We start from the raw sequence: 21,509 nt of genomic DNA, 5'->3' as shown, positions 1-21,509 counted from the left end.
GAGATGTGATGAATCCACTGAAAGCCGGAGATACTGCACCTGCATTTAGCCTGCCCGACCAGGACGGCGAACACGTGAATCTGACCGACTTCCAGGGACAGCGCGTTCTGGTGTACTTCTACCCGAAAGCGATGACGCCAGGCTGTACCGTGCAGGCGTGCGGTCTGCGTGACAACATGGATGAGTTGAAAAAAGCGGGCGTGGAAGTCCTGGGTATCAGCACTGACAAACCGGAAAAACTGTCAAAGTTTGTCGAAAAAGAGCTGCTGAACTTCACACTGCTGTCAGATGAAAATCATGAAGTCTGCCAGGCGTTTGGCGTCTGGGGTGAAAAAACCTTTATGGGGAAAACCTATGACGGCATTCATCGCATCAGCTTCCTGATTGACGCTGAAGGCAGGATTGAGAAAGTGTTTGATAACTTTAAGACCTCGAATCACCACGACATGGTGCTGGATTACGTTAAGTCAGCCTGATGTTGAGGGGCGCGGTAGCCCGACCACCGCGCCCTGCTTATCTTCTTTCCTTTCACGCTTCCCTGCCGTAAAAAAATATCCGCTATTTGTGTGATTAAGCTGCGGCTACGATAACGCAGTTTCGCCCGGCATTTTTCGCCGCGTAGAGCGCCGCATCCGCCTGTTTCAGACTCGTTTCCAGCCCGGTATCCTGGGTGCCATTCCATGCCGCAACGCCAATAGACAAGGTAATTCGTCCTACATCCGTAAGCCAGGCTTCGGCAATACCCAGCCGTACGCGCTCTGCGATGATCTGTGCCTCATCCAGGGCCGTGCCCGGCAGCAGCATCAGAAACTCCTCTCCGCCGTTGCGACACACCACATCAGACTGACGGGCGCTGGCACGCAGCGTGCTCGCCACCTGTTGAATCACCCGGTCACCGACATCATGACCCCAGCTGTCGTTGACGTTTTTGAAGTGGTCGATATCCAGAGCCAGCACCGAGAAAGGCTGGCGCAACGTACGGTAATACTCCAGCACCGCGTTCAGACCACGGCGATTGAGCAACTGGGTCAGCGGATCGGTCTGCGCTTCCGAGCTAAGACGGCCAATCTTGTCCTGCACCAGACTAATACCAGTGAGCAGTGCACGTTTGACCTGAGCCGCCTCAAAATACCAGGCGGTGATGCCACCAATCTCTTTTGATACCCCCTGCGCATCCATCCGGCTGGCTTTGCGGGCCAGCTGGAAGAGTGGTCGGGCTATCAGCCGCGCCAGTACCACAGCTACCAGCAGAGTCAGCAGCGCAAACGGCACCGAGTTTGTCAGGACTTTTATTAACAGGCCCGACAGCGGATCCAGCGTGACGTTAATCGGCTTGAGCGCCACCACCGTCCAGCCGGTAGTCGGCACGATCGCAAAGCCCGCCAGCTGAGCTGACTCACCCGGACCGGCAAGCATCAGCGAGCCATTGGTCTGCTCATCGCGTGGACTGACGATGGCCGGCAGCGTTTTACCCACCAGTTGCCGGTTCGGGTGATACAACACTTCATTATTGCTGTCGAGCACATAGACCGTGGTGCCATCCCGGTAAAACTGCTCACCCAGCAGCGCATTCAGAATGCTTTTTTTCTTCAGATAGATGGTGCCGCCGATGTAGCCCAGATAGTCGCCATCGGCACTCCAGACAGGCCAGGAGACAAACACCAGCAAATTGTTGGCGGCAGAAAGGGTGGGTTTACTGATGCCTGGCTGGCGCAGGGTCAGCGCTTCCCGTGAGGCGTCGCTGGTCAGGTGCATGCCTTTCAGGGGCAACGACTCAGGCGAAATCGCTTTGATCACGCCCTGCGCATCCACTATCGCCACTGAGTTGAAACTGCTGGTCTGCTCGCGCAGGCGGCTGACTTCGCTTTCCAGCAGCGCCTCATTATTAAAGTCGCGGCTGAGCTGATTTGCGCTGTAGTGCAGCTGTGACTGCGCCAGCTGGAAGAAAATCTCACTGGTTGAGGCCAGCTTGGCGGCATAGGCCCGGTTGGCCTCAAGCGTGGTGTCAATCAGCACCTGGCGCTGAACCCGCCAGGTGGCATAAAGCGTATTCGCGAGCGTGATAACAATGCTGACAATCACCAGCAGGGCGATCAGATTGCGCAAATCGGCCTTGGGCCGAAAGAGCTTTAGCATGGCGTCGCCGCCCTGGAGATAAATGTCATGTTGTCAATGCCTGATTATTTTTTTAATGTGTGCCAGAAGCCCTGATATCCGGGTTTAAGTCTACACGGTGTCGGCATTTTTGAGCAGCATTAAGACAAATTTCACGCCTGAGAATCCAGGTTTGACTGGTACTAATCGATTAATCCCTGACTATCGTAAAAAGGCCAGGGTCCCGAAAAGCGGCCAATCGCACACTGATGCGTGACCAGTCCCTGGCCGGGTTGCCAGCAATGAAGCAAAAAGCCGGGCGGCTCCAGAATAAAGTGAGCCGGCCCTCTGGGATGCAGATCCAGCGCCACCTGATGCGATACGCCCGGCGCAACACAGGCCAGCGTGCCGGCAAAGCGGGTCTGCAGACTGCGATGCAGATGACCGCATAACACCCGCTCAACCTGCGGATGGCGGGCAATGATCGCCTCAAGGGCCTCCGGATGACGTAACCGTTGCCGGTCCATATGGGCAATGCCGCAGGCAAAAGGAGGATGATGCAGCATCACCAGCGTGGGCTGTTCGGCAGCCGCGCTCAGTGCCTGATCCAGCCATTGCAACTGGTGTTCGTCCAGCTCACCCCATGGCTGTTGCGGCACGCTGGAGTCCAGCGCCAGCAGCCTGACGCCGCCGACGCAAAGCTGCCAGTTCAGGGTGGGTCCCGCCTGCAGATAGGTGTGATCCGGGAAAGCAGCACGCAGCGCCTCGCGGTCGTCGTGATTGCCCGCCATCAGGTAAAATGGCAATCGCAGGCGTTGCAAAGCTTCCCGCAGTGTCTGGTACTCTTCAGGCCTGCCAAAATCGACCAGGTCGCCGGTCATCACCACCACATCTGGCCGCGGCTGCAGCGCATTAAGGGTGTCGATCACCTGCAACAATGCCGCATGGGTATCGACCTGTTTGTACGAGAGGCGGCCATTGGCCTTGATATGCAGATCGCTGATGTGGGCGATCACTGTGGGTTGAACTGACACAACAGACTCCTTAGCAACTGAATTCCAGCGCGGCCTGACTGGTCAGCGACCAGCTGATGCGCTGCCCGGCCTGCCAGATTTCGCGCGCATGACGTTCTACCTGAATGGGGCTATCCAGCCCGATATCGATCAGTAAGCGCTGCGAAGCGCCGAGAAACGTGCTGCCCACCACTACGCCGCGCTGCGGATAACGCGTGTCGTCGGCCAGCAGTACATCTTCCGGGCGGCAAAAACGCAGGGGCTGACCCGTAGGATCGTGCGCAATGCAGTTAATGGCCCCCACAAAATCGGCCACAAAGCGCGAAGCCGGGCGCTGATAAATGCCCTGCGGCGTATCGAGCTGCACCAGGCGGCCCTGCTCCATCACCGCGATGCGATCGCCCAGCGCCATCGCCTCCTGCTGATCGTGCGTGACGTAAACGGCGGTGATCGCCAGCCGTTTGAGCAGCGCACCGATCTCCAGCCGCAGTCGATCGCGTAGCCTGGCATCAAGCGCCGCCAGCGGCTCATCAAACAGCAGCACTTTAGGCCGGGCGGCCAGCGCGCGAGCCAGGGCCACACGCTGCTTCTGCCCGCCGGACAACTTATCAATCGCGCGATGTGCCAGAGGGGTCAGATCAACCAGCGCCAGCATCTCTGCCACCCGCGCCTCACGCTCAGCACGCGGCACGCCCTGCACCTTCAGGCCATAGGCGACGTTCTGCGCCACGTTGAGCGTCGGGAACAGCGCGTAGTTCTGGAACACCATGCCGACATTGCGTTTCTCAATCGGTAGCGCGGTGACGTTACGCTTATCAAACCAGATCTCACCCGGTGGATCGCTGCTTTCCAGACCGCTGATGATACGCAGCAGCGTGGTTTTACCGCAGCCCGACGGCCCCAGCAGCACCAGCGTTTCACCGGCGTGAACCCGCAAATCGAGCGGATGCAGCGCGACCTGCTGATTGAAGCGACGCGAGCAGTGGCGCAGCGTCACGTTGATAGCCTCTTTCATAAGGTTTCCTCTCTCTGCTGCCGCGCTGATTGCCGTTCCAGCCAGTGATTACAGGCGTTGAGCAACAGCAGCAGCGGTAAAATCATCATGATAAAAATCAGGGTGTAGGCGGATCCAACTTCCAGCCGCATCGAGGTGTAGCTGTCGGCCAGCCCGACCGGCAGGGTTTTGGTCAGGGGCGTGTGCAGCATCCATGTGATATTGAACTCCCCTACCGACAGCGTGATCACCATAAACGCGCCCGCCAGAATGCCGTTGCGACAGTTCGGGACGACCACGGTAAAAAAGCGACGCCAGAAACCCGCCCCCAGGCTGGCGGCGGCCTCTTCCAGACGCGGCAGATCAATCGCCTGCATTACCGACAGCACCGGTCGGATCATAAAGGGCAGTGTAAAGAGCACATGGCCGATCAGGATGAAGAGCCAGCTGTCGCGCAACGCGCTGAACTGACCATAAAGCAGAATGATCCCCAGCGCGGTAGCCAGGCCCGGCAACGCGACCGGCAGCATCAGACACTCTTCGATGCGTGAGGCCCAGCGCGACGGTGACTTCAGTAAGCCCCAGGCGGCGGGTACACCCACGATGACCGTCACCGCCAGACAGCTCAGCGCAATCAGCAGCGACAGCCAGAAGGTGTCGGCATACATCTGCCACACCAGTTCCACCCACTTCAGCGTCAGGCCGCTGCGCAGACCCGCGAAATAGTTCTGCGTGACGCCCGCCAGCATTGAGAGCACGATCGGCACGATCATAAACAGCGCGGTGAGGCTGGTGATCGCCACCTGCAGCCAGAACAGAGCCCGGCGCTTCATGATGAACGCTCCCTGCGACGGGCAAGCCCATTAGCCAGCATCAGCGCCAGCCAGGCCACCGCGCCCATCACCACCGAGAGCGCCGCTGCGGTGGCAAAGTTGGCGTAATTGGTGAACTCGCCGTAAATAGTCAGCGGCAGCACCGCCAGCTCTGTGCCCAGGGTAAATGCGGTACCAAACGCCCCCATGCTGGTGGCGAAACAGAGCGCGCCACAGGAGAGCAGCGCCGGTTTCAGCCCCGGCATGATGACGTCGACGATGATGCGCCACTGGCTGGCCCCCAGCGAACGGGCGGCCTCTTCCAGTGAACGGTCCAGCTTTTCACTGGCCGCCACCAGCGTCACGATGGCGCGCGGCAGCGAAAAATAGAGATAGCCAATAAATAAGCCACTGAGCGAATAGGCGAAAACCCAGCGCTCATGAAACAGGCTGAGGCTGAGTTGCGCCAGAACACCCTGACGCCCCGCCAGCATCACCATCAGAAATCCCACCACCACGCCCGGAAAGGCCAGCGGAAAGGTCAGCAGCGCCAGCAGCATGCCGCGCCCGGTAAAGCGCTGCCGCGCCAGAAAGCAGCCCACCACCGCAGCAATCAGCAGCGTCACCAGTGTAACCGCCGCCGAGAGCAGCACGGTATTCAGCAGGCTTTGCAGATACTGCGGCTGGCTGATTACCGTCCAGTAGCCGCTGTGGTGAGTCGTGCGATCCTCCGTCATACCGATCTGTAACAGACGAGCAAACGGCAATAGCCAGAAGGCAGTAAAGAACAGCAGCGCAGGCAGCAGCATCCACGGCCAGTTTGCCCCCAGCGGCCGAAGGCGGTGGCGAACTGAGTCGCCAGCAGCAAACGGATTGATTTCTGAGAGTGACATCAGCGGATCTCGCTCAGATAGCGGGCGGAGAAGCCTTTCTGCGCATCGGCCATCTGCTGATAATCGACCGTATGGGCACGCGCATAATCGCTGTCAGGCAGGAAATATTTCTTCGCCTCGGCTGACATCGCCCCAGCCCGCACCGGACGCAGCCAGGCATTGGCCCAGATCGCCTGACCGGCATCTGACAGCACGAAATCAATCACTTTCTTACCGTTTGCCGGATGCGGCGCGTTCTTCACCAGGCTGATAACGTACGGCACCGTAACCGTTCCCTCGCTCGGGATGACAAACCCGACGTTGGCGTGATCTTTGTAGCGGGCGCGATAGGCGTTGAAGTCATAATCGATCAGAATCGGGATTTCGCCTGAAATCAGTCGCGCATAGGCGGTCTGCTTAGGCACAATCGGCTGGTTGCGCTGCAGCGCCTTAAACCAGTTAATCGCCGGGGTGAAGTCATGCAGGCTGCCGCCTTTGGCCTGATTGACTGCCACGGCCGCGACGTAGCCCACAAAAGCACTGGCCGGATCCAGATACCCCACCATACCTTTATATTCCGGCTTCAGCAGATCATCCCAGGAACGCGGCACCGGCACGCCACCCAGCGCATCAACATTGACCATAAACCCCACGGTGCCGGAGTGCAGCGCCACCCACCTGCCATTCGGATCCTTCATGCCTGCCGGGATCTGATCCCAGTTAGCGGGTTTGTAAGCGCTGACAACGTCGGCACTAACAGCCTGAATACCAAAGCTGACGCCGTAATAGACCACGTCGGCGACCGGATTGTTTTTCTCCGCCACCAGCTGCGCCAGCGCCTGCCCCGAATTTTTATTATCCTGCGGCACATGAATGCCGGTCGCTTTTTCAATCGCCTGGAGCTGCGTGGCCCAGTCAGCCCACTCTGGCGGGCAGTTGTAGCAGATAGCATTTTCCGCCGCCTGCGCCCACGAACTGGTTAGCGAGCAACCGGCCAGCAGCGCAGCACTGACGATCTGTTTGATATTAACGGTGAGTGACATGATGTTTCCCTGAAGAAGAGCCATGAAATGCCGGGGCGATACTCTCCCCGAGCCGTAAATGATGGGCCAGCAAGGGGATCTTACCGGCCGGATTCAGAAGCAGATCGATGGCGCGCGTGCCCATCAGCGCAATCGGCTGAACCACGCTGGCCAGTGACGGTGAAAGCTGTTCACCCAGCTCAATGCCGTCGAAGCCGATGACTGACAATTGATTCGGTACGCTGACACCGGCACGCGCAGCAGCCCCCAGCAGGCTGATAGCCAGCAGATCGTTACTGCAAATCACTGCAGTCAGCGGCGAAGGGACATTCATCAATGGCAGCAGCCGCCTGAAGTCGGACTGAATATGGCTGGGCATCTCAATCATTGCCCGCGGCGTCAGACCCGCCTGCTGCATGGCTTCGCAGTAGCCGAGGTAACGCAGACGCGCACGGTCAGATTGCTGCATCGGGCCAGCGGCCATCACGATGTGGCGGTGGCCGAGCGAGATAAGATGGGCGGTCGCTTCCGTCATCGCTTTACGATTGTCGACGCACAGTGCGGGCCAGTCGTGCTGTTGCGGCACGTTGTGGGTCAGTACGAAAGGCATCTTCGCCGCCGCCAGCGTCAGCAGCAGCGCACTGCGGTCGGCGTCTGCCACGGTCAGTACCAGACCGGCGACACGCTGGTGCAGCATATGTTCGACAATAGCCGCTTCCCGCTCAGGCTGATAATCACTGGTTGCCACCAGCAGCGCATACCCAGCCTGCCGGGCCTGCTGCTCCATCGCCTGCAATTGCAGGGCAAAAACCGGATTGAGCAGTGAAGGCAGCAGAACGCCAAGCGTGGTGGAGTGTTGGGTACGGAGCTGACGGGCAATATGATTCGGGCGAAAGCCCATCTGCTCTGAGGCGGCAAGCACCTTTTGCAGCGTGCCAGGTTTGAGCAGATGGGGATCAGAAAAGGCGCGCGCCGCGGTTGCGCGGGAAACCCCTGCCAGTCTGGCTACGCTGATTAAATCGGTCATGACTGCCTCGTTTATCGTCAATGAGATCGATCTCATTGCGATGTAAACTAGCGGCGTTATATGACAGGCGTATCACAGGAATCTGACTGGCAGGTGACAGCGGCAGTGACGCCGCTGCTGGAGAATTAAAGCATCAGGAAGGCGTAACCGCTGTTTTCCAGGGTGGCAACGGTGGTGCCGCTGGAGATGGTGTGGGTGACCATCGGGTCGATCCAGTTGCGATCAAGCTGATGAAACGCCACGGACTGGTCGCAGATCGTGACCTGAACGCCCGCTTTTTTCAGTTCGCTGATCAGCTTCAGGTTTGGGTTATCCACGCCGTAGGCTTTGCTGAACTGGTCATTATTCAGCGCTGACGACACCGCGTCGCCGTTGATCGACACCACAAATTTCAGCTGGTCGAGTGGCACACCCGCTGCATAATAGAGGTTGGTGACACGCGCTACACGCTCCAGGCCCAGATTCGGCTTACGAATATCGCCATCATTATGGTTAATCTGGAAAACAATTTTATTACTCAGACCCGCTGTGGTGCCGGGTTTAAATGCCGGCGTATCGACATAATGTATTTTGCCGTAGCCATCAATCGCAGGCGTACTCCAGAAATCAGCGGGCTCAGATTTATTATCTGCCATTTTGCCGCTGACCTTATCGAATAATTCCGGCAACTGTAAAACATTGCCGCCAATAAATCCTGCTACGGCTGCCATCACTACTAACGCTGCTGGACGCATTAACTCTTCTCCCGGTCGTTTAAAACATCAATTACATTGCCAGCCACGCGTACCCCTGGTTTTGCAGGGTGGATACCGTGGTCGGACTGGAAAGCGCATGGACGACTGATTTATCAATCCAGTTATTCGGATAGTGATGGAATGCCACGGACTGATCGCAGACCGAGACTTTCACTCCCGCCTGATTCAGCTCATTAATCAGCTTCAGGTTTGGATTTTCGATGCCATAAAACTGTTTGAAATGGGCGTTATCCAGCATGGCAGGTGTCGCGTCACCCGTAACCGAAACCACAAACTTCAGCTGGTCCGCCGGAATGCCGGAGGCGATATAGAGATTGACCACGCGCGCCACACGTTCCAGTCCCAGATTCGGTGCGGTCATCGCGCCGTCGCTTCGGGTAATCTGGAAAACAATTTTGTTGCTCAGGCCCGCTACCGGTTTAAACGCGGCATCAGGCTCGTAATGAATTTTGCCATAACCTTCAATCGCCGGGGTGCTCCAGAATCCAGGGGCTTCCTGTGGCTCGGTTGCAAAATGACGTGTCACTTTGTCGTAAATATCGCCACTCTGTGTGACAGCCGCGCCAACGACGCCGCCAATAATGGCGATTAACGCGTATGAAACAACTGAACGCATAACACTTCTCTCCGGCAAATAATGTCTGTCAGATTCAGGACTGAATCCGGTCGGCTATCTATACCACAGCGCGGGTTTAATTCTCGCTTCTGTAAATTCAGGTCAACGCGCTATTGATAACCGCTGAAATTATTCACAGAGAGAATTAATTGAAGATTTTCATCATGCAGAAAAAAGTGTCTTAGCAGCAGTGGATCTGACTATCAGGGATTTAATCTCTGCCTGTTGAGTTGACGCGAAAAAATAAAATCCAGGCTTAGCTGGAATCAGGAAGAGGGGGCAGACGAATCGATTTAATTTATCAATGGCGCAGAGACATTTTGCGGCTCAGCGTGGGCTATTTTTTCAGAGTAGACCTGGAAAAACACGTGCCATATTCAGTTTTTCTGATTGAATTTACATAACTTTAAAAAAAGAACGATTACTGTTCCGGATGTCTGTCAGCGGATTCTGCTCTATTCCGGCGAAGCGCGACGGGAATGAACAGATAAGTGGCAACTTACCTGCTCAGGATCCCGGTAAAACCTCGCCGGATTTACCTCGTTTAACTGCGGTTTAAGTTGGCAGGATGTTCAGTTTTTTTCGTCAAAATCTGCGATTTTGCACAAATTACATCAGGCCATGACCAGAAAACGACATTTCTTTCTTTTGATGCTCTGGTTAAGATAGTCACAAACCGCCGTTATCTGCGAAAAATGGAACATTCCCGCTGCGCACCTGTCCATTTTCAGGGCCTCTCTACAGGATTAAGGCATGTTGAACCGGTTAAAGAAAACGCTAATCGCCGCGCTCCTCCCGACGCTCATTTTCACCACTCTGACACCGGCCCACGCTGATGTCAGTGATTCACTTCCCGATATTGGCACAACGGCCGGTTCGACCCTGTCGATTAATCAGGAACTGCAGATGGGCGACTTTTATGTGCGCCAGCTGCGTGCCAGTGCGCCGCTGATCAACGATCCGCTGCTTAATCAGTACATTAATCAGCTGGGGCAGCGGCTGGTCTCGCACGCCGACGCCGTAAAAACCCCGTTCCATTTCTTTCTGATCCAGAATGATGAGCTCAACGCCTTTGCCTTCTTCGGTGGCAACGTGGTGCTGCATTCGGCGCTGTTCCGCTTTACCGAAAATGAAAGTCAGCTGGCATCAGTGATGGCGCATGAAATTTCACATGTCACCCAGCGCCATCTGGCGCGTGCCATGGAAGATCAGAAGCGCAATGCGCCGCTGACCTGGGTCGGAGCGCTGGGTTCGATTCTGCTGGCGATGGCCAGTCCGCAGGCGGGCATGGCAGCGCTGACCGGCACCCTGGCGGGTACGCAGCAGGGAATTATCAGCTTTACGCAGGGCAATGAGCAGGAGGCGGACCGCATCGGCATTCAGGTGCTGCAGCGCGCCGGTTTCGATCCCCAGGCGATGCCAAATTTTCTGCAGAAGCTGGCCGATCAGAGCCGCTTCTCCTCGAAGCCACCTGAAATTCTGCTGACCCACCCCCTGCCCGACAGCCGTCTGGCGGATGCCCGCAACCGTGCTAACCAGATGCGCCCCGTCGTCGTTCAGTCTACTGAAGATTTTTACCTGGCGAAGGTGCGTGCGCTGGGGATGTACGCCACCGGGCGTAATCAGCTCACTGACGAACTGCTGAGTCAGTATGCCAGCGGTAATGCCCGCGAGCAGCTGGCGTCACAATATGGCAAGGCTATACAGTTTTTACAGGCGAAGAGCTATGCCGATGCGAAGCGGATTATGACGCCACTGCTGGCGAAACAGCCCAATAACGTCTGGTTCCTGGATATCATGTCAGACATCGACATCGGCCTGAACCAGCCACAACAGGCGATCGCCCTGCTCACCGCCGCCACTGGTGCCAAAAACAGTCCGGTGGTGCAGCTCAACCTGGCGAATGCCTATGTTGAAGCGAAGCAGTATGCCAGTGCCAGTCGTATTCTGAACCGCTATACCTGGGCCAATAAAGATGATCCTAACGGCTGGGATTTACTGGCACAGGCTTCTGCCCAGCAGGGACTGAATGATGAAGAGTTGTCGGCACGGGCAGAGAGCCTGGCGCTGAATGGCCAGCTTGATCAGGCAATCACCGCGTTAGGCAGCGCCAGCGCACAGGTGCCGCTCGGCAGCCTGAAACAGGCGCGCTACGATGCCCGTATCGATCAGCTTCGTCAGTTGCAGCAGCGGTTTAAGCAATATCAGAAAGGCTGAGAAACGACGTTGCTGACATGCCAAAAATAAAAGGAGAGTCTGAAATGGTGACGATTTACCACAACCCGCGCTGCAGCAAGAGCCGCGAAACGCTGGCGCTGCTGAACGCGCGCGGGATTGAGCCGGAAGTGGTGCTCTATCTGCAGACGCCACCCGACCGCGAGACGCTGCAAATTCTGCTACAGAAACTGGGGATGCAGAGCGCACGAGAGTTGATGCGTACCAAAGAGGCGATCTACAGCGAGCTGGCACTTGGCGACAAAAACGAAAGTGCGCTGCTGAATGCGCTGGTGGGAAATCCGGTGCTGATTGAAAGACCGATTGTGATCAATGGCGATAAGGCGCGGATTGGACGTCCGCCAGAAGCGGTGCTCGACATTCTTTAAAGGCCGAGCGTCTCTTTAACGAAGGGAATCGTGAGCTTACGCTGTGCGCTGATCGAGGCGCGATCAAGCCGATCCAGCGTATCAAACAGCGTGCGCATTTCCCGATCCAGTCGCTTCAGCAGGAAGCGACCCACATCTTCCGGCAGCTCAAAACCACGTAACCCGGCACGCAGTTGCAGCGCCTGCAGTTTGTCTTCGTCGGAGAGCGGCTGCAGGCGATAGATCTGTCCCCAGTCCAGCCGCGAGGCGAGATCGGGCAGCTGCAGATTCAGCTGGCGTGGCGGACGATCGCCGGTAATAAACAGGCGCGTATTGCCGGTTTCCAGAATGCGGTTATAGAGATCGAAGATCGCCATCTCCCACTCCGGTTCGCCTGCAATGCACTCAATGTTATCGATGCAGACCAGTGACAGCTGCTCCATCCCTTCCAGTACTTCCGGAACAAACCAGGTGCGTTTATCCAGCGGAACGTAGCCGACCGCTTCGCTGCGCGCGGACATTTCAGCGCACGCGGCGTGCAGCAGATGGCTCCGCCCGCCGCCTTCGCGTGACCAGAAGTAGAGATAGCTGCCATGTTGTTGATTGAGAGCGCCTTTGAGTGCGGCAATCAGCGACGGGTTTTCCCCCGGCCAGAAGCTGGAAAAGGTTTCATCGTCGGGTAAATAGAGTGGCAATGACAATTGTGCCGGCGTGTTCAGAAGCACCTCAGCAAGAGAACAAGCAAAAAATCGGGGGAAGTCTAACACAGTTTTCAGAAAGAGATGAATGGGGCGTCCCTGCCCCGATCCTGTCAGGCGCGCTGCGATCAATGCTCGCGTGGTTCCTCAGCCTCCAGCACCACTTCTTCCGGACGTAACAGCGAGATCACACGGAAGATCAGCGCCAGGCCGACACCCACGATCGTCGCCAGTGCCATGCCTTTTAGCTCTGCTGCGCCGATATGCACCTTCGCTCCGCTGACGCCGATGATCAGGATCACCGAGGTCAGGATCAGGTTCTGCGCTTTGTTGTAATCGACTTTGGATTCGATCAACACGCGGATACCGGATGCGCCAATCACGCCATAGAGCAGCAGCGACACGCCGCCCATGACCGGAACAGGGATCGCCTGGATCACCGCCGCCAGTTTGCCGACGCAGGAGAGCAGAATCGCCAGAATCGCCGCGCCGCCAATCACCCAGGTGCTATAGACGCGGGTAATCGCCATCACCCCGATGTTTTCACCGTAGGTGGTATTTGGCGTCGAACCAAAGAAGCCTGAAATAACGGTGGATAAGCCGTTGGCGAACATCGAACGATGCAGGCCAGGGTCGCGAATCAAATCTTTCTTCACGATGTTGGCGGTGACCACCAGATGACCGATATGCTCGGCAATCACGACCAGCGCCGCGGGCAGAATCGTCAGCATCGCCACCCACTCAAAGCGCGGTGTATAGAAGGTTGGCAGGGCAAACCAGGGGGCTTTGATCACGCCACTCCAGTCAACGATGCCCATAAAGGCAGAGAGCAGATACCCCGCCACGACGCCGACCAGAATCGGGATGATTGCCAGGAAACCGCGGAACAGCACTGAACCGAATACCGTTACCGCCAGCGTGACCAGCGAAATCAGCACGGTTTTGCTGTCGGGCGCACTGCCTTCAGCGGGCAGCAGGCCGGCCATATTGGCGGCGACACCCGCCAGCTCCAGACCAATGACGGCCACAATCGCGCCCATGGCCGCCGGGGGAAACATCACGTCGAGCCAGCCGGTACCCGCGCGTTTCACAATCAGCGCCACGAGACAGAACAGCACGCCGCACAGGATAAATCCGCCCAGCGCGACCTCATAACCCAGTGGCAACAGCAGCAGCACCGGCGAGATAAAGGCAAAACTGGAACCAAGATAGGCGGGAATTTTGCCTTTACAGATAAAGAGATAAATCAGTGTGCCGACGCCGTTAAACAACAGCACCGTCGCCGGGTTAATGTGGAACAGAATCGGCACCAGTACCGTGGCACCAAACATGGCAAACAGGTGTTGCAGGCTGAGTGGAATGGTTTGCAGTAACGGCGGCCGTTCACTGACGCCAATGGCGCGACGAGTCATCATTTATCCCCTTATGTTTTTTATCCCCGGGGTTTCGCGCCTCTGGCACAGCAGCAGTGATGCCGATGCGCCTTGCGGCAGACCGAATTCATTCGGGGAGTTTTTTTGCCAAAAAAAAGCCGACTCTCTGGTCGGCTGTGCGATTTATTTGGTTCCGAAAATCTTGTCCCCGGCATCGCCGAGCCCGGGAATGATGTAACCCTTTTCGTTCAGTCCCTGATCCACTGACGCGGTGTAAAGCTCGACGTCAGGATGCGCTTTCTCCAGGGCGGCAATCCCCTCTGGTGCGGCAACCAGAACCAGCACTTTGATGCTGGTGCAGCCCGCTTTCTTCAGCAGGTCGATGGTGGCGATCATAGAGCCACCGGTCGCCAGCATCGGGTCGACCACCAGCGCCAGGCGCTCTTCAATGTTAGAGACCAGCTTCTGGAAATAAGGAACCGGCTCCAGCGTCTCTTCATCACGGTAAACACCCACCACGCTGATACGGGCGCTGGGAACGTGTTCAAGCACCCCTTCCATCATGCCCAGGCCGGCACGCAGGATCGGAACCACCGTGATTTTTTTGCCTTTAATCTGATCGATCTCTACCGGGCCGTTCCAGCCCTCAATGGTGACGCGCTCTGTTTCCAGATCGGCGGTCGCTTCGTAGGTCAGCAGGCTGCCCACTTCAGAGGCCAGCTCGCGAAAACGCTTTGTACTGATATCATGCTCACGCATCAGGCCCAGTTTATGTTTGACCAGCGGGTGTCTGACTTCCACGATCTTCATTGGTGTTCTCCCGGAATGAGTTGAGCTAAAAAAAAATCGCGGGATTATACCGCCTTTTGCGCGCTGCGCCACCTGCTCTTGCGCAAAGCCGCGGGTTTTACCGGGACAAATAGAGGATTAATGAAAATCGCCTGATGCGCAATGCCGGACTCGCAAACGTTTGCCTGCACTGATAGAATTGCCGCGCTTTATTTTAAACCACCAACCGCAACTCGCGTGGGGACCTCGCAGTGACCGACAAAACCTCTCTCAGTTACAAAGACGCCGGTGTTGATATTGATGCTGGTAACGCTCTGGTTGACCGTATTAAAGGCGTAGTGAAAAAGACGCGTCGCCCGGAAGTGATGGGTGGACTGGGCGGTTTTGGTGCGCTTTGCGCGCTGCCGCAAAAATACCGTGAACCCGTGCTGGTCTCCGGCACCGATGGCGTTGGCACCAAGCTGCGTCTGGCGATGGATCTTAAACGTCACGATGCCATTGGCGTTGACCTGGTCGCGATGTGCGTCAACGACCTGGTGGTTCAGGGCGCCGAGCCGCTCTTCTTTCTCGACTACTACGCCACTGGCAAACTGGATGTGGATACCGCCTCTGCGGTGATCACCGGCATCGCCGAAGGGTGTCTGCAGTCGGGTTGTGCGCTGGTAGGCGGTGAAACCGCTGAGATGCCAGGCATGTATCACGGCGAAGATTACGACGTGGCCGGTTTCTGTGTCGGCGTGGTGGAAAAGTCAGAAATTATCGATGGCAGTAAGGTGCAGGATGGCGACGTGCTGATCGCCCTCGGCTCCAGCGGCCCGCACTCTAACGGCTATTCGCTGGTGCGTAAGATTCTGGAAGTCAGCAATACCGATCCGCTGGCTGAACAGCTGGAAGGTAAACCGCTGGCCGATCATCTGCTGGAACCGACCCGCATCTACGTGAAAAATATCCTGAGCCTGATTGAGCAGGTCGATGTGCACGCTATCGCGCACCTGACCGGCGGTGGCTTCTGGGAGAATATTCCGCGCGTGCTGCCCGACAACACCCAGGCCGTGATCGACGAGAAGAGCTGGCAGTGGCCGGCGGTCTTCAGCTGGTTACAGCAGGCGGGCAACGTCAGCCGCTTCGAGATGTACCGCACCTTTAACTGCGGCGTCGGCATGATCATCGCACTGAGCCCGACAGACGCGGACAACGCGATTGCGCTAATGCAGGCCGCGGGCGAGAAAGCCTGGAAGCTCGGCGTGATTAAAGCGTCTGATGCAGAAGAGCGTGTGGTCATCAACGGATGAAGAAGCTGGTTGTACTGATTTCCGGTAACGGAAGTAACCTTCAGTCCATCCTTGACGCCTGTGAGAGCGGGCGGATTCACGGCAGTGTCGCTGCCGTGTTCAGCAACCGTGCCGCCGCTTATGGCCTGACGCGGGCGCAGGAGGCGGGGATCCCCGCCCACGCGCTTGCCGCCAGCGACTTCGCTGACCGCGAAGCTTTTGATCGTCAGCTCATCGCTGAAATCGAAGCCTACCGTCCGGATCTGATTGTGCTGGCGGGTTATATGCGCATTCTCAGCAGCGCATTTGTGGCGCATTTTCACGATCGACTGCTGAATATCCACCCTTCCCTGCTGCCGAAATATCCGGGTCTGCATACGCACCGTCAGGCACTGGAAAACGGCGACAGCGAACATGGCACCTCCGTGCATTTCGTCACTGACGAGCTGGATGGCGGTCCGGTGATCCTGCAGGCAAAAGTCCCGGTTTTTCCCGGCGACAGCGAAGCGGAGATTACGGAGCGGGTGCAGCATCAGGAGCATGCCATCTATCCGATGGTAATCGGCTGGTTTGTTGAGGGTCGTCTGGCGATGCGTGACGGCAAGGCCTGGCTGGATGGCGAACCGCTGCCGCCGCAGGGTTATGCTAACGATTGATGCACTGGAAGCCAGGGCTTCTTATGAAGTACTGGCAGAGTAAAGGCTCAGGAAGCCTATGCCCTCCGTAAAGACGCAAAAAATGCCATCCATGGCAGCTCAGCACGGGCGATTACGCACCTCATCCCTGAGGTGCGCCCGAAGCCGGCCCAACGTTTTGCGTTGTTCAAAAACGCACCCGGCGTTTTTGTCCATGGCCCGCGATGCTTTACTACGGGCATAGGCTCCCATCGCTTTAAGCCTATGAGCCGTCTGACACAAAAACCTGCTCTGCTCCCGTTGCTGGCTCAGCCGTAACGCCCCGTAATGTAATCTTCGGTCCGTCGCTGCTTCGGCGCGGTGAAAATCCGGTCGGTCTCATCAAACTCCACTAACGCGCCCTGATGCATAAACGCGGTGTAATCTGACACGCGCGACGCCTGCTGCATGTTGTGCGTCACCAGCACCAGCGTGAAATGCTGCTTGAGCGTGGTCATCAACTCTTCAATCACCAGTGTAGAAATCGGATCCAGCGCGGAAGTCGGCTCATCCAGCAGCAGCACTTCCGGCTCAATCGCGATGGCGCGGGCAATCACCAGCCGCTGCTGCTGTCCGGTGGAGAGCGTCAGCGCATTCTGTGACAGCTGGTCTTTCACCTCACTCCACAGCGCGGCTGCGCGCAGCGCACGCTCACAGGCTTCGTTCAGTACCCGCCGATCGCGCACACCCTGTAAACGCAGCCCGTAGACCACATTTTCATAAATCGATTTTGGAAAAGGATTAGGCCGCTGAAACACCATGCCGACCCGACGGCGCAGTGCGGAGAGATCCTGTTCGGGGCGCAGGATCGCCTGCGATCCCAGTAACACCTCACCCTCTACCCGGCAGTGGTCAATCACGTCGTTCATGCGATTAAAGCAGCGCAGCAGCGTCGACTTGCCACAGCCCGACGGGCCAATCAGCGCAGTAATCCTGTTTTTCGGCACCTGCAGAGAGATATCCTGCAGCGCCTGGCGCTCGCCATACCACAGCGACAGATGGTTAACGGTCAGCGCGATATCCGTGTCGGACGTCATAGTCATAGCCTGTTATTGAGTCATAAGACGATAGCGTTCACGCAGGCGGTGACGCAGGCCCATTGCCAGCAGATTAAGCGACAGAATAATCAGCACCAGCAGCAGCGCGGTGGCGAACACCAGCGGCCGGTCGGCTTCAATATTCGGACTCTGAAACGCCAGATCGTAAATCTGGAAGCCCAGATGCATGAACTTGCGATCCAGATGCAGATAAGGAAATACCGCGTCGACCGGCAGTTCCGGCACCATTTTCACCACGCCCACCAGCATCAGCGGCGCGGTTTCACCTGCTGCTCGCGCCACCGCCAGGATCAGGCCGGTGAGCATGGCCGGCACCGCCATCGGTAGCACCACGTTCCATAGCGTTTCCGCCTGGGTCGCGCCCAGCGCCAGCGAACCCTGCCGCAGGCTGTTGGGAATACGGGATAAGCCCTCTTCGGTCGCCACAATGACTACCGGCAGCGTCAGTAACGCCAGGGTCAGCGACGCCCAGAGTAAACCTGGCGTGCCGAAGGTGGGGTTGGGCAACGTGCTGGCAAAGAAGAGCTGATCAATCGTGCCGCCTGCCAGCCAGACAAAGAAGCCCAGACCAAATACCCCATAAACAATGGAAGGGACGCCGGCCAGATTGACCACCGCGATGCGTACCAGTCTGGTCAGCGCATTCCGTCCGGCATATTCATGCAGCCAGATAGCGGCGATAACGCCCAGCGGCATCACCACCACCGACATCAGCAGCACCATCAGCACGGTGCCGAAGATCGCCGGAAATGCGCCTGATTCACTTTCGCCCCCGGCGGGTGAATCACTGACGAAACGCCACAACTGATGCAGAAAATGCCCGGTTTTGCCGGTCAGCGTCATCGCGTTCGGCTTCCAGCTATCGACAATTTCGGTCAGCGGAATAGCATGTTCGTTGCCCTGCACATCCCGCAGGATTAACAGATCGCGCTGACTCTGCTGTTGCAGAGAAGCCAGTGTTTCACTCAGCTGATTAAAGCGCCGCTGCAACGCCGCCTGATTGGCCTGATATTCTGACTCTGCCTGCAGATCAAAGCGTCCGGCTGTCCGGTCTGTGGCCGCCTGCTCATCAAGCTCTTCGCGCTGGCTGTTAAGGCGCGCCATATCCACCCGGCGAATCTGGTTAGCCTGCCGCACCAGCATCTGCACCTGTCCAAGCCGCTGATGCAGTAGCGCATCGGGATCCTGCGCGGTCAGCTCTTCGTTATCTTCACGCAGGCCGACAAACCAGCCATAGGCCTGACCGTGGCTGCGCCGCTGCAGCACCATGACGTCCGGCGGCTGACTGACCTTCGCGGCCGCGCGGCTGTAGACCATGCGGAAATCGGGGGCGTCCCAGTCACGGTTACCGGTTTTAATCAGATAGCGATGCACCTGTCCGCCGTTGTTGCCCTGCTCATCGGCCGGAGCCGGGAAACGCCGCTGATGCTCCAGAGTTTCGCCCAGCAGGCGCGCTTCGCCACCTTCAGGCTGGCTGAAGGTATAGAGGTCCACACCCTGCGGCCAGAAAGCACGGACGCCCTGCCACGCCAGCAGCCCGATTAGTAGCGTAAAGGCCAGCAGGCAGACGGCGACAGCACCAGCCGTTAACCAGCGCCAGCGATCGTTCTGTCGCATCGCCTTCATGCCTGTTCCTCATGCTGGCTGTAGCGCTGACGCAGTCGCTGACGGATCAGCTCGGCAACCGTGTTAATCACCAGCGTAAACAGCAGCAGCATCAGGGCACTGAGAAACAGCACGCGATAGTGCGCACTGCCTGCTGCGGCTTCCGGCATCTCAATGGCGATATTGGCGGACAACGCGCGCAGGCCGCTGAACAGGCCACCTTCACTTTGCGGCGTGTTGCCGGTCGCCATCAGCAAAATCATGGTTTCTCCTACGGCACGTCCCAGACCGATCATCAGCGCGGCAAAAATCCCGGCGGAAGCACCCGGCAGTACGACGCGTGTCAGGGTTTGCCACGACGTTGCGCCCAGAGCCAGTGAACCCTGGCCCAGCGCCGCAGGTACGCTGAAGAGGGCATCTTCGGAGAGGGTGAAAATCAGCGGCACCAGCGCAAAGCCCATCGCCAGCGCGGCCACCAGCAGGTTGCGCTGCTCGTAATGCGGCAGCCAGTCGCCCGCATCCGGTATAAACAGGGTGGGCAGCCACAGCGTCAATAGCGTAACCAGCAGCAACAGCGGCGGCAGAATCACTACTTCCCGGCCCGGCTTACGCCAGCGCGGCGGTAAACGCGCGCTGAATACGCCACACAGCAGCAGCGCGCCTCCCAGCGTTAGGGGCAACAGCAGTACCCCCACCAGCGCCTGACCAATATGCGGCGCGAGCCAGATCCCGGCAATCAGCCCCACCACTACGCTTGGCAGCGCGCCCATCATCTCGATGGCCGGTTTAACCCAGCGCCGCAGCTCCGGTGCCATGAACCATGCGGTGTACATCGCCGCGGCCAGCGCCAGCGGCGTGGCAAACAGCAGCGCTAAACTGGCCGCTTTCAGCGTTCCCGTGACCATTGGCATCAGGCTGAACTTGGCCTGATAGCTGTCACCGGCCGCAGTGGATTGCCAGACCCAGTCGGGTCCGGGGTAGTTTTCATACCAGATTTTCTGCCAGAAATTACGCCATGTCACATCCGGCCACGGATTATCGAGCCGCAGGGTTTGCCAGCTTCCCGCCCGCTCAATCAGCAGGCTGTCGCCATGGGGTGAAAACTGTGCCTGCACAATGCCAGGTTCCAGCTGACGCTGCAGTATCGGGCCGTTTTGCTTGCTGGCAAAGAGCCGCAGCATCCCCTGCTTACTGAGTGTGGCAAACACGCGACGCTGTGATTCTGTCACCAGAATCGTCTCGCCGTCGCTGTCGGCGAAGGTCCGGATACGCTGCAGGCGCGGCCCCTGATCGCTGGCGATAGCAAACCACTGGGTGACACCGCTGCGATCCTGAATCAGCAGGCTTTTTCCGCCCACCAGCAGATGCAGACTTTGTGGGGGCTGCGACAGAGTATGCGTTTCGCGCAGCAGGGCACGGTCATCGTCGAGCTGCCAGACCCGCAGCAGCGTGCCTTCGGTGGTGTAGAGCAGATCGCCTGAGGGCGAGATCGCCAGCAGATCCAGCTGGCGTTGCGGCAGCGGGATAACCGACGCCTGACGATCGGTGCCCAGCGTCAGTACCCGCAGTCCAGCCTCAGTGAGAGCAGCGATGCGCCACTGACCCGCATGACGCGTCGCCAGCGCCATCTTTGTCACGGCACCGTCGGGCAGATGAAAGGGTTTGTCGCCTAGCGGGAAGCGCCACTGCTGGTCAGTCGCAGGCTGCATCAGCGTCAGCGCGCCCTGCATATTCAGTAGCAGCGTCTGCCCATCAGCACTCTGCACCACCTCATCGGGCGCCGGGGTCAGCGCCAGCGCCGGCTCCGCAGGCTGACCATCCAGTGGAATAAAACGTGCTGCACCGTGCGCGCTGATACGCCAGCCGATATTGCCCTGATTGCCTATCGCTAAGGCGGGCGTACGATCCCAGAGTTGCTGGCTGGCCGCGATCTGCAGGCCCGGCGCATTAAACAGCGGTAATACCACGCCAATCAGCCAGCAGAACAGCAGCAGCATCAGCAGCAGGATCGCGACGCCACAGCAGGTGATCAGCCGCCGCGTCAGACGATCAACGGCACGACGCTTGCGATCGCTGAATTGGACAGGAATGTGGTTTGCGCTCATGCGGTTCCGGTAGCAGGCCAAAATAAGCCGCTATGTTGCCCGTAGCCGATTGATAAGACAACTCCTTGCGTTGGACAACGCTGCCATACTCTCGCCATAATGTTGATGGATACTGGATCTTCAGTCCTGCAACCGCTAAATGGAGTGAG

The 21,509-nt window shown here is 57.8% G+C and carries 20 protein-coding genes; 5 read left to right on the top strand and 15 right to left on the bottom strand.

What is annotated here, in order from left to right; genetic code table 11:
* Nucleotides 1–8: 8 nt before the first annotated feature.
* Nucleotides 9–476, top strand: a complete 468-nt coding sequence (bcp, locus tag K6R05_RS05335) for a thioredoxin-dependent thiol peroxidase (protein WP_010260016.1) — start codon at nucleotides 9–11, stop codon at nucleotides 474–476.
* A gap of 94 nt (nucleotides 477–570) precedes the next feature.
* Here the strand turns inward: bcp and K6R05_RS05330 are convergent, their stop codons facing one another.
* The 9 genes from K6R05_RS05330 to K6R05_RS05290 form a co-directional block, all read right to left on the bottom strand.
* A complete protein-coding gene (locus K6R05_RS05330; RefSeq protein ID WP_161736411.1) occupies nucleotides 571–2,136 on the bottom strand; it encodes a sensor domain-containing diguanylate cyclase in 1,566 nt (521 codons plus the stop codon).
* Nucleotides 2,137–2,297: 161 nt separating this feature from the next.
* Nucleotides 2,298–3,128: a phosphodiesterase gene (locus K6R05_RS05325; protein ID WP_222925145.1), complete on the bottom strand. Its 831-nt coding sequence runs from the start codon at nucleotides 3,126–3,128 to the stop codon at nucleotides 2,298–2,300.
* Nucleotides 3,129–3,138: 10 nt separating this feature from the next.
* Nucleotides 3,139–4,122: an ABC transporter ATP-binding protein gene (locus K6R05_RS05320; RefSeq protein ID WP_161736926.1), complete on the bottom strand. Its 984-nt coding sequence runs from the start codon at nucleotides 4,120–4,122 to the stop codon at nucleotides 3,139–3,141.
* Nucleotides 4,119–4,934, bottom strand: a complete 816-nt coding sequence (locus tag K6R05_RS05315) for an ABC transporter permease (RefSeq protein WP_161736927.1) — start codon at nucleotides 4,932–4,934, stop codon at nucleotides 4,119–4,121. Before K6R05_RS05315 ends, K6R05_RS05320 begins: the two co-directional genes overlap by 4 nt.
* Entirely contained in the window at nucleotides 4,931–5,806 is an 876-nt protein-coding gene (locus K6R05_RS05310; protein WP_222925144.1) for an ABC transporter permease, read from the bottom strand. Before K6R05_RS05310 ends, K6R05_RS05315 begins: the two co-directional genes overlap by 4 nt.
* Nucleotides 5,806–6,828: an ABC transporter substrate-binding protein gene (locus K6R05_RS05305; RefSeq protein ID WP_161736929.1), complete on the bottom strand. Its 1,023-nt coding sequence runs from the start codon at nucleotides 6,826–6,828 to the stop codon at nucleotides 5,806–5,808. Before K6R05_RS05305 ends, K6R05_RS05310 begins: the two co-directional genes overlap by 1 nt.
* Nucleotides 6,812–7,834, bottom strand: a complete 1,023-nt coding sequence (locus K6R05_RS05300; protein WP_222925143.1) for a LacI family DNA-binding transcriptional regulator — start codon at nucleotides 7,832–7,834, stop codon at nucleotides 6,812–6,814. Before K6R05_RS05300 ends, K6R05_RS05305 begins: the two co-directional genes overlap by 17 nt.
* A gap of 125 nt (nucleotides 7,835–7,959) precedes the next feature.
* On the bottom strand, nucleotides 7,960–8,568 hold the full coding sequence (locus tag K6R05_RS05295; protein WP_222925142.1) for a DsrE family protein: 609 nt from the start codon (nucleotides 8,566–8,568) through the stop codon (nucleotides 7,960–7,962).
* Between the two features lie 31 nt (nucleotides 8,569–8,599).
* Nucleotides 8,600–9,205: a DsrE family protein gene (locus K6R05_RS05290; RefSeq protein ID WP_222925141.1), complete on the bottom strand. Its 606-nt coding sequence runs from the start codon at nucleotides 9,203–9,205 to the stop codon at nucleotides 8,600–8,602.
* 753 nt (nucleotides 9,206–9,958) lie between these two features.
* Between K6R05_RS05290 and bepA the strand changes: the two genes are divergently transcribed.
* Both bepA and arsC read left to right on the top strand, forming a co-directional pair.
* Complete coding sequence (bepA, locus tag K6R05_RS05285; RefSeq protein ID WP_150012547.1) at nucleotides 9,959–11,422, top strand: beta-barrel assembly-enhancing protease; 1,464 nt, start codon at nucleotides 9,959–9,961, stop codon at nucleotides 11,420–11,422.
* A 44-nt stretch (nucleotides 11,423–11,466) separates the two neighbouring features.
* Entirely contained in the window at nucleotides 11,467–11,808 is a 342-nt protein-coding gene (gene arsC / locus K6R05_RS05280; RefSeq protein WP_222925140.1) for an arsenate reductase (glutaredoxin), read from the top strand.
* Here arsC and hda read toward each other — a convergent pair.
* The 3 genes from hda to upp form a co-directional block, all read right to left on the bottom strand.
* Nucleotides 11,805–12,506 carry a DnaA inactivator Hda gene (hda, locus tag K6R05_RS05275; RefSeq protein WP_195719715.1) on the bottom strand — a complete coding sequence of 234 codons (702 nt, stop codon included), beginning with the start codon at nucleotides 12,504–12,506 and terminating at the stop codon, nucleotides 11,805–11,807. The two genes, arsC and hda, sit on opposite strands and share 4 nt — an antisense overlap.
* A gap of 107 nt (nucleotides 12,507–12,613) precedes the next feature.
* The gene (gene uraA / locus K6R05_RS05270; protein WP_161734378.1) at nucleotides 12,614–13,897 is read right to left on the bottom strand and encodes a uracil permease; all 1,284 of its coding nucleotides are present in this window, start codon (nucleotides 13,895–13,897) and stop codon (nucleotides 12,614–12,616) included.
* Nucleotides 13,898–14,041: 144 nt separating this feature from the next.
* Entirely contained in the window at nucleotides 14,042–14,668 is a 627-nt protein-coding gene (upp, locus tag K6R05_RS05265) for a uracil phosphoribosyltransferase (RefSeq protein ID WP_009088774.1), read from the bottom strand.
* Between the two features lie 230 nt (nucleotides 14,669–14,898).
* Between upp and purM the strand changes: the two genes are divergently transcribed.
* Both purM and purN read left to right on the top strand, forming a co-directional pair.
* Complete coding sequence (purM, locus tag K6R05_RS05260; protein WP_222925139.1) at nucleotides 14,899–15,939, top strand: phosphoribosylformylglycinamidine cyclo-ligase; 1,041 nt, start codon at nucleotides 14,899–14,901, stop codon at nucleotides 15,937–15,939.
* Nucleotides 15,936–16,574, top strand: a complete 639-nt coding sequence (gene purN, locus K6R05_RS05255) for a phosphoribosylglycinamide formyltransferase (protein ID WP_222925138.1) — start codon at nucleotides 15,936–15,938, stop codon at nucleotides 16,572–16,574. Before purM ends, purN begins: the two co-directional genes overlap by 4 nt.
* 287 nt (nucleotides 16,575–16,861) lie before the next feature.
* Here purN and pstB read toward each other — a convergent pair whose 3' ends face one another.
* Genes pstB through K6R05_RS05240 form a run of 3 tightly spaced genes read right to left on the bottom strand, consistent with a single transcriptional unit; the run spans nucleotide 16,862 to nucleotide 21,360 of the window.
* A complete protein-coding gene (gene pstB / locus K6R05_RS05250) occupies nucleotides 16,862–17,629 on the bottom strand; it encodes a phosphate ABC transporter ATP-binding protein PstB (RefSeq protein WP_161734312.1) in 768 nt (255 codons plus the stop codon).
* 12 nt (nucleotides 17,630–17,641) lie between these two features.
* Nucleotides 17,642–19,276, bottom strand: a complete 1,635-nt coding sequence (pstA, locus tag K6R05_RS05245) for a phosphate ABC transporter permease PstA (RefSeq protein ID WP_222925137.1) — start codon at nucleotides 19,274–19,276, stop codon at nucleotides 17,642–17,644.
* Nucleotides 19,273–21,360: an ABC transporter permease subunit gene (locus K6R05_RS05240; RefSeq protein WP_222925136.1), complete on the bottom strand. Its 2,088-nt coding sequence runs from the start codon at nucleotides 21,358–21,360 to the stop codon at nucleotides 19,273–19,275. The genes pstA and K6R05_RS05240 overlap by 4 nt, the downstream gene beginning before the upstream one ends.
* Between the last annotated feature and the right edge of the window lie 149 nt (nucleotides 21,361–21,509).

This window comes from Pantoea alfalfae, from assembly GCF_019880205.1.
In the GTDB taxonomy this organism is placed as follows: Bacteria; Pseudomonadota; Gammaproteobacteria; order Enterobacterales; family Enterobacteriaceae; genus Pantoea; species Pantoea alfalfae.
This window is presented reverse-complemented; position numbering and strand designations above follow the sequence as displayed.

Excerpts from the sequence above, each read along its gene's own strand:
- K6R05_RS05290 (WP_222925141.1), bottom strand. The coding sequence starts at position 9,205 with ATGCGTTCAGTTGTTTCATACGCGTTAATCGCCATTATTGGCGGCGTC.
- uraA (WP_161734378.1), bottom strand. The coding sequence starts at position 13,897 with ATGACTCGTCGCGCCATTGGCGTCAGTGAACGGCCGCCGTTACTGCAA.
- arsC (WP_222925140.1), top strand. The coding sequence starts at position 11,467 with ATGGTGACGATTTACCACAACCCGCGCTGCAGCAAGAGCCGCGAAACG.
- pstB (WP_161734312.1), bottom strand. The coding sequence starts at position 17,629 with ATGACGTCCGACACGGATATCGCGCTGACCGTTAACCATCTGTCGCTG.
- K6R05_RS05295 (WP_222925142.1), bottom strand. The coding sequence starts at position 8,568 with ATGCGTCCAGCAGCGTTAGTAGTGATGGCAGCCGTAGCAGGATTTATT.
- bcp (WP_010260016.1), top strand. The coding sequence starts at position 9 with ATGAATCCACTGAAAGCCGGAGATACTGCACCTGCATTTAGCCTGCCC.
- K6R05_RS05300 (WP_222925143.1), bottom strand. The coding sequence starts at position 7,834 with ATGACCGATTTAATCAGCGTAGCCAGACTGGCAGGGGTTTCCCGCGCA.
- purN (WP_222925138.1), top strand. The coding sequence starts at position 15,936 with ATGAAGAAGCTGGTTGTACTGATTTCCGGTAACGGAAGTAACCTTCAG.
- upp (WP_009088774.1), bottom strand. The coding sequence starts at position 14,668 with ATGAAGATCGTGGAAGTCAGACACCCGCTGGTCAAACATAAACTGGGC.
- K6R05_RS05320 (WP_161736926.1), bottom strand. The coding sequence starts at position 4,122 with ATGAAAGAGGCTATCAACGTGACGCTGCGCCACTGCTCGCGTCGCTTC.
- K6R05_RS05310 (WP_222925144.1), bottom strand. The coding sequence starts at position 5,806 with ATGTCACTCTCAGAAATCAATCCGTTTGCTGCTGGCGACTCAGTTCGC.
- K6R05_RS05315 (WP_161736927.1), bottom strand. The coding sequence starts at position 4,934 with ATGAAGCGCCGGGCTCTGTTCTGGCTGCAGGTGGCGATCACCAGCCTC.
- K6R05_RS05305 (WP_161736929.1), bottom strand. The coding sequence starts at position 6,828 with ATGTCACTCACCGTTAATATCAAACAGATCGTCAGTGCTGCGCTGCTG.
- bepA (WP_150012547.1), top strand. The coding sequence starts at position 9,959 with ATGTTGAACCGGTTAAAGAAAACGCTAATCGCCGCGCTCCTCCCGACG.
- pstA (WP_222925137.1), bottom strand. The coding sequence starts at position 19,276 with ATGAAGGCGATGCGACAGAACGATCGCTGGCGCTGGTTAACGGCTGGT.
- K6R05_RS05240 (WP_222925136.1), bottom strand. The coding sequence starts at position 21,360 with ATGAGCGCAAACCACATTCCTGTCCAATTCAGCGATCGCAAGCGTCGT.
- K6R05_RS05330 (WP_161736411.1), bottom strand. The coding sequence starts at position 2,136 with ATGCTAAAGCTCTTTCGGCCCAAGGCCGATTTGCGCAATCTGATCGCC.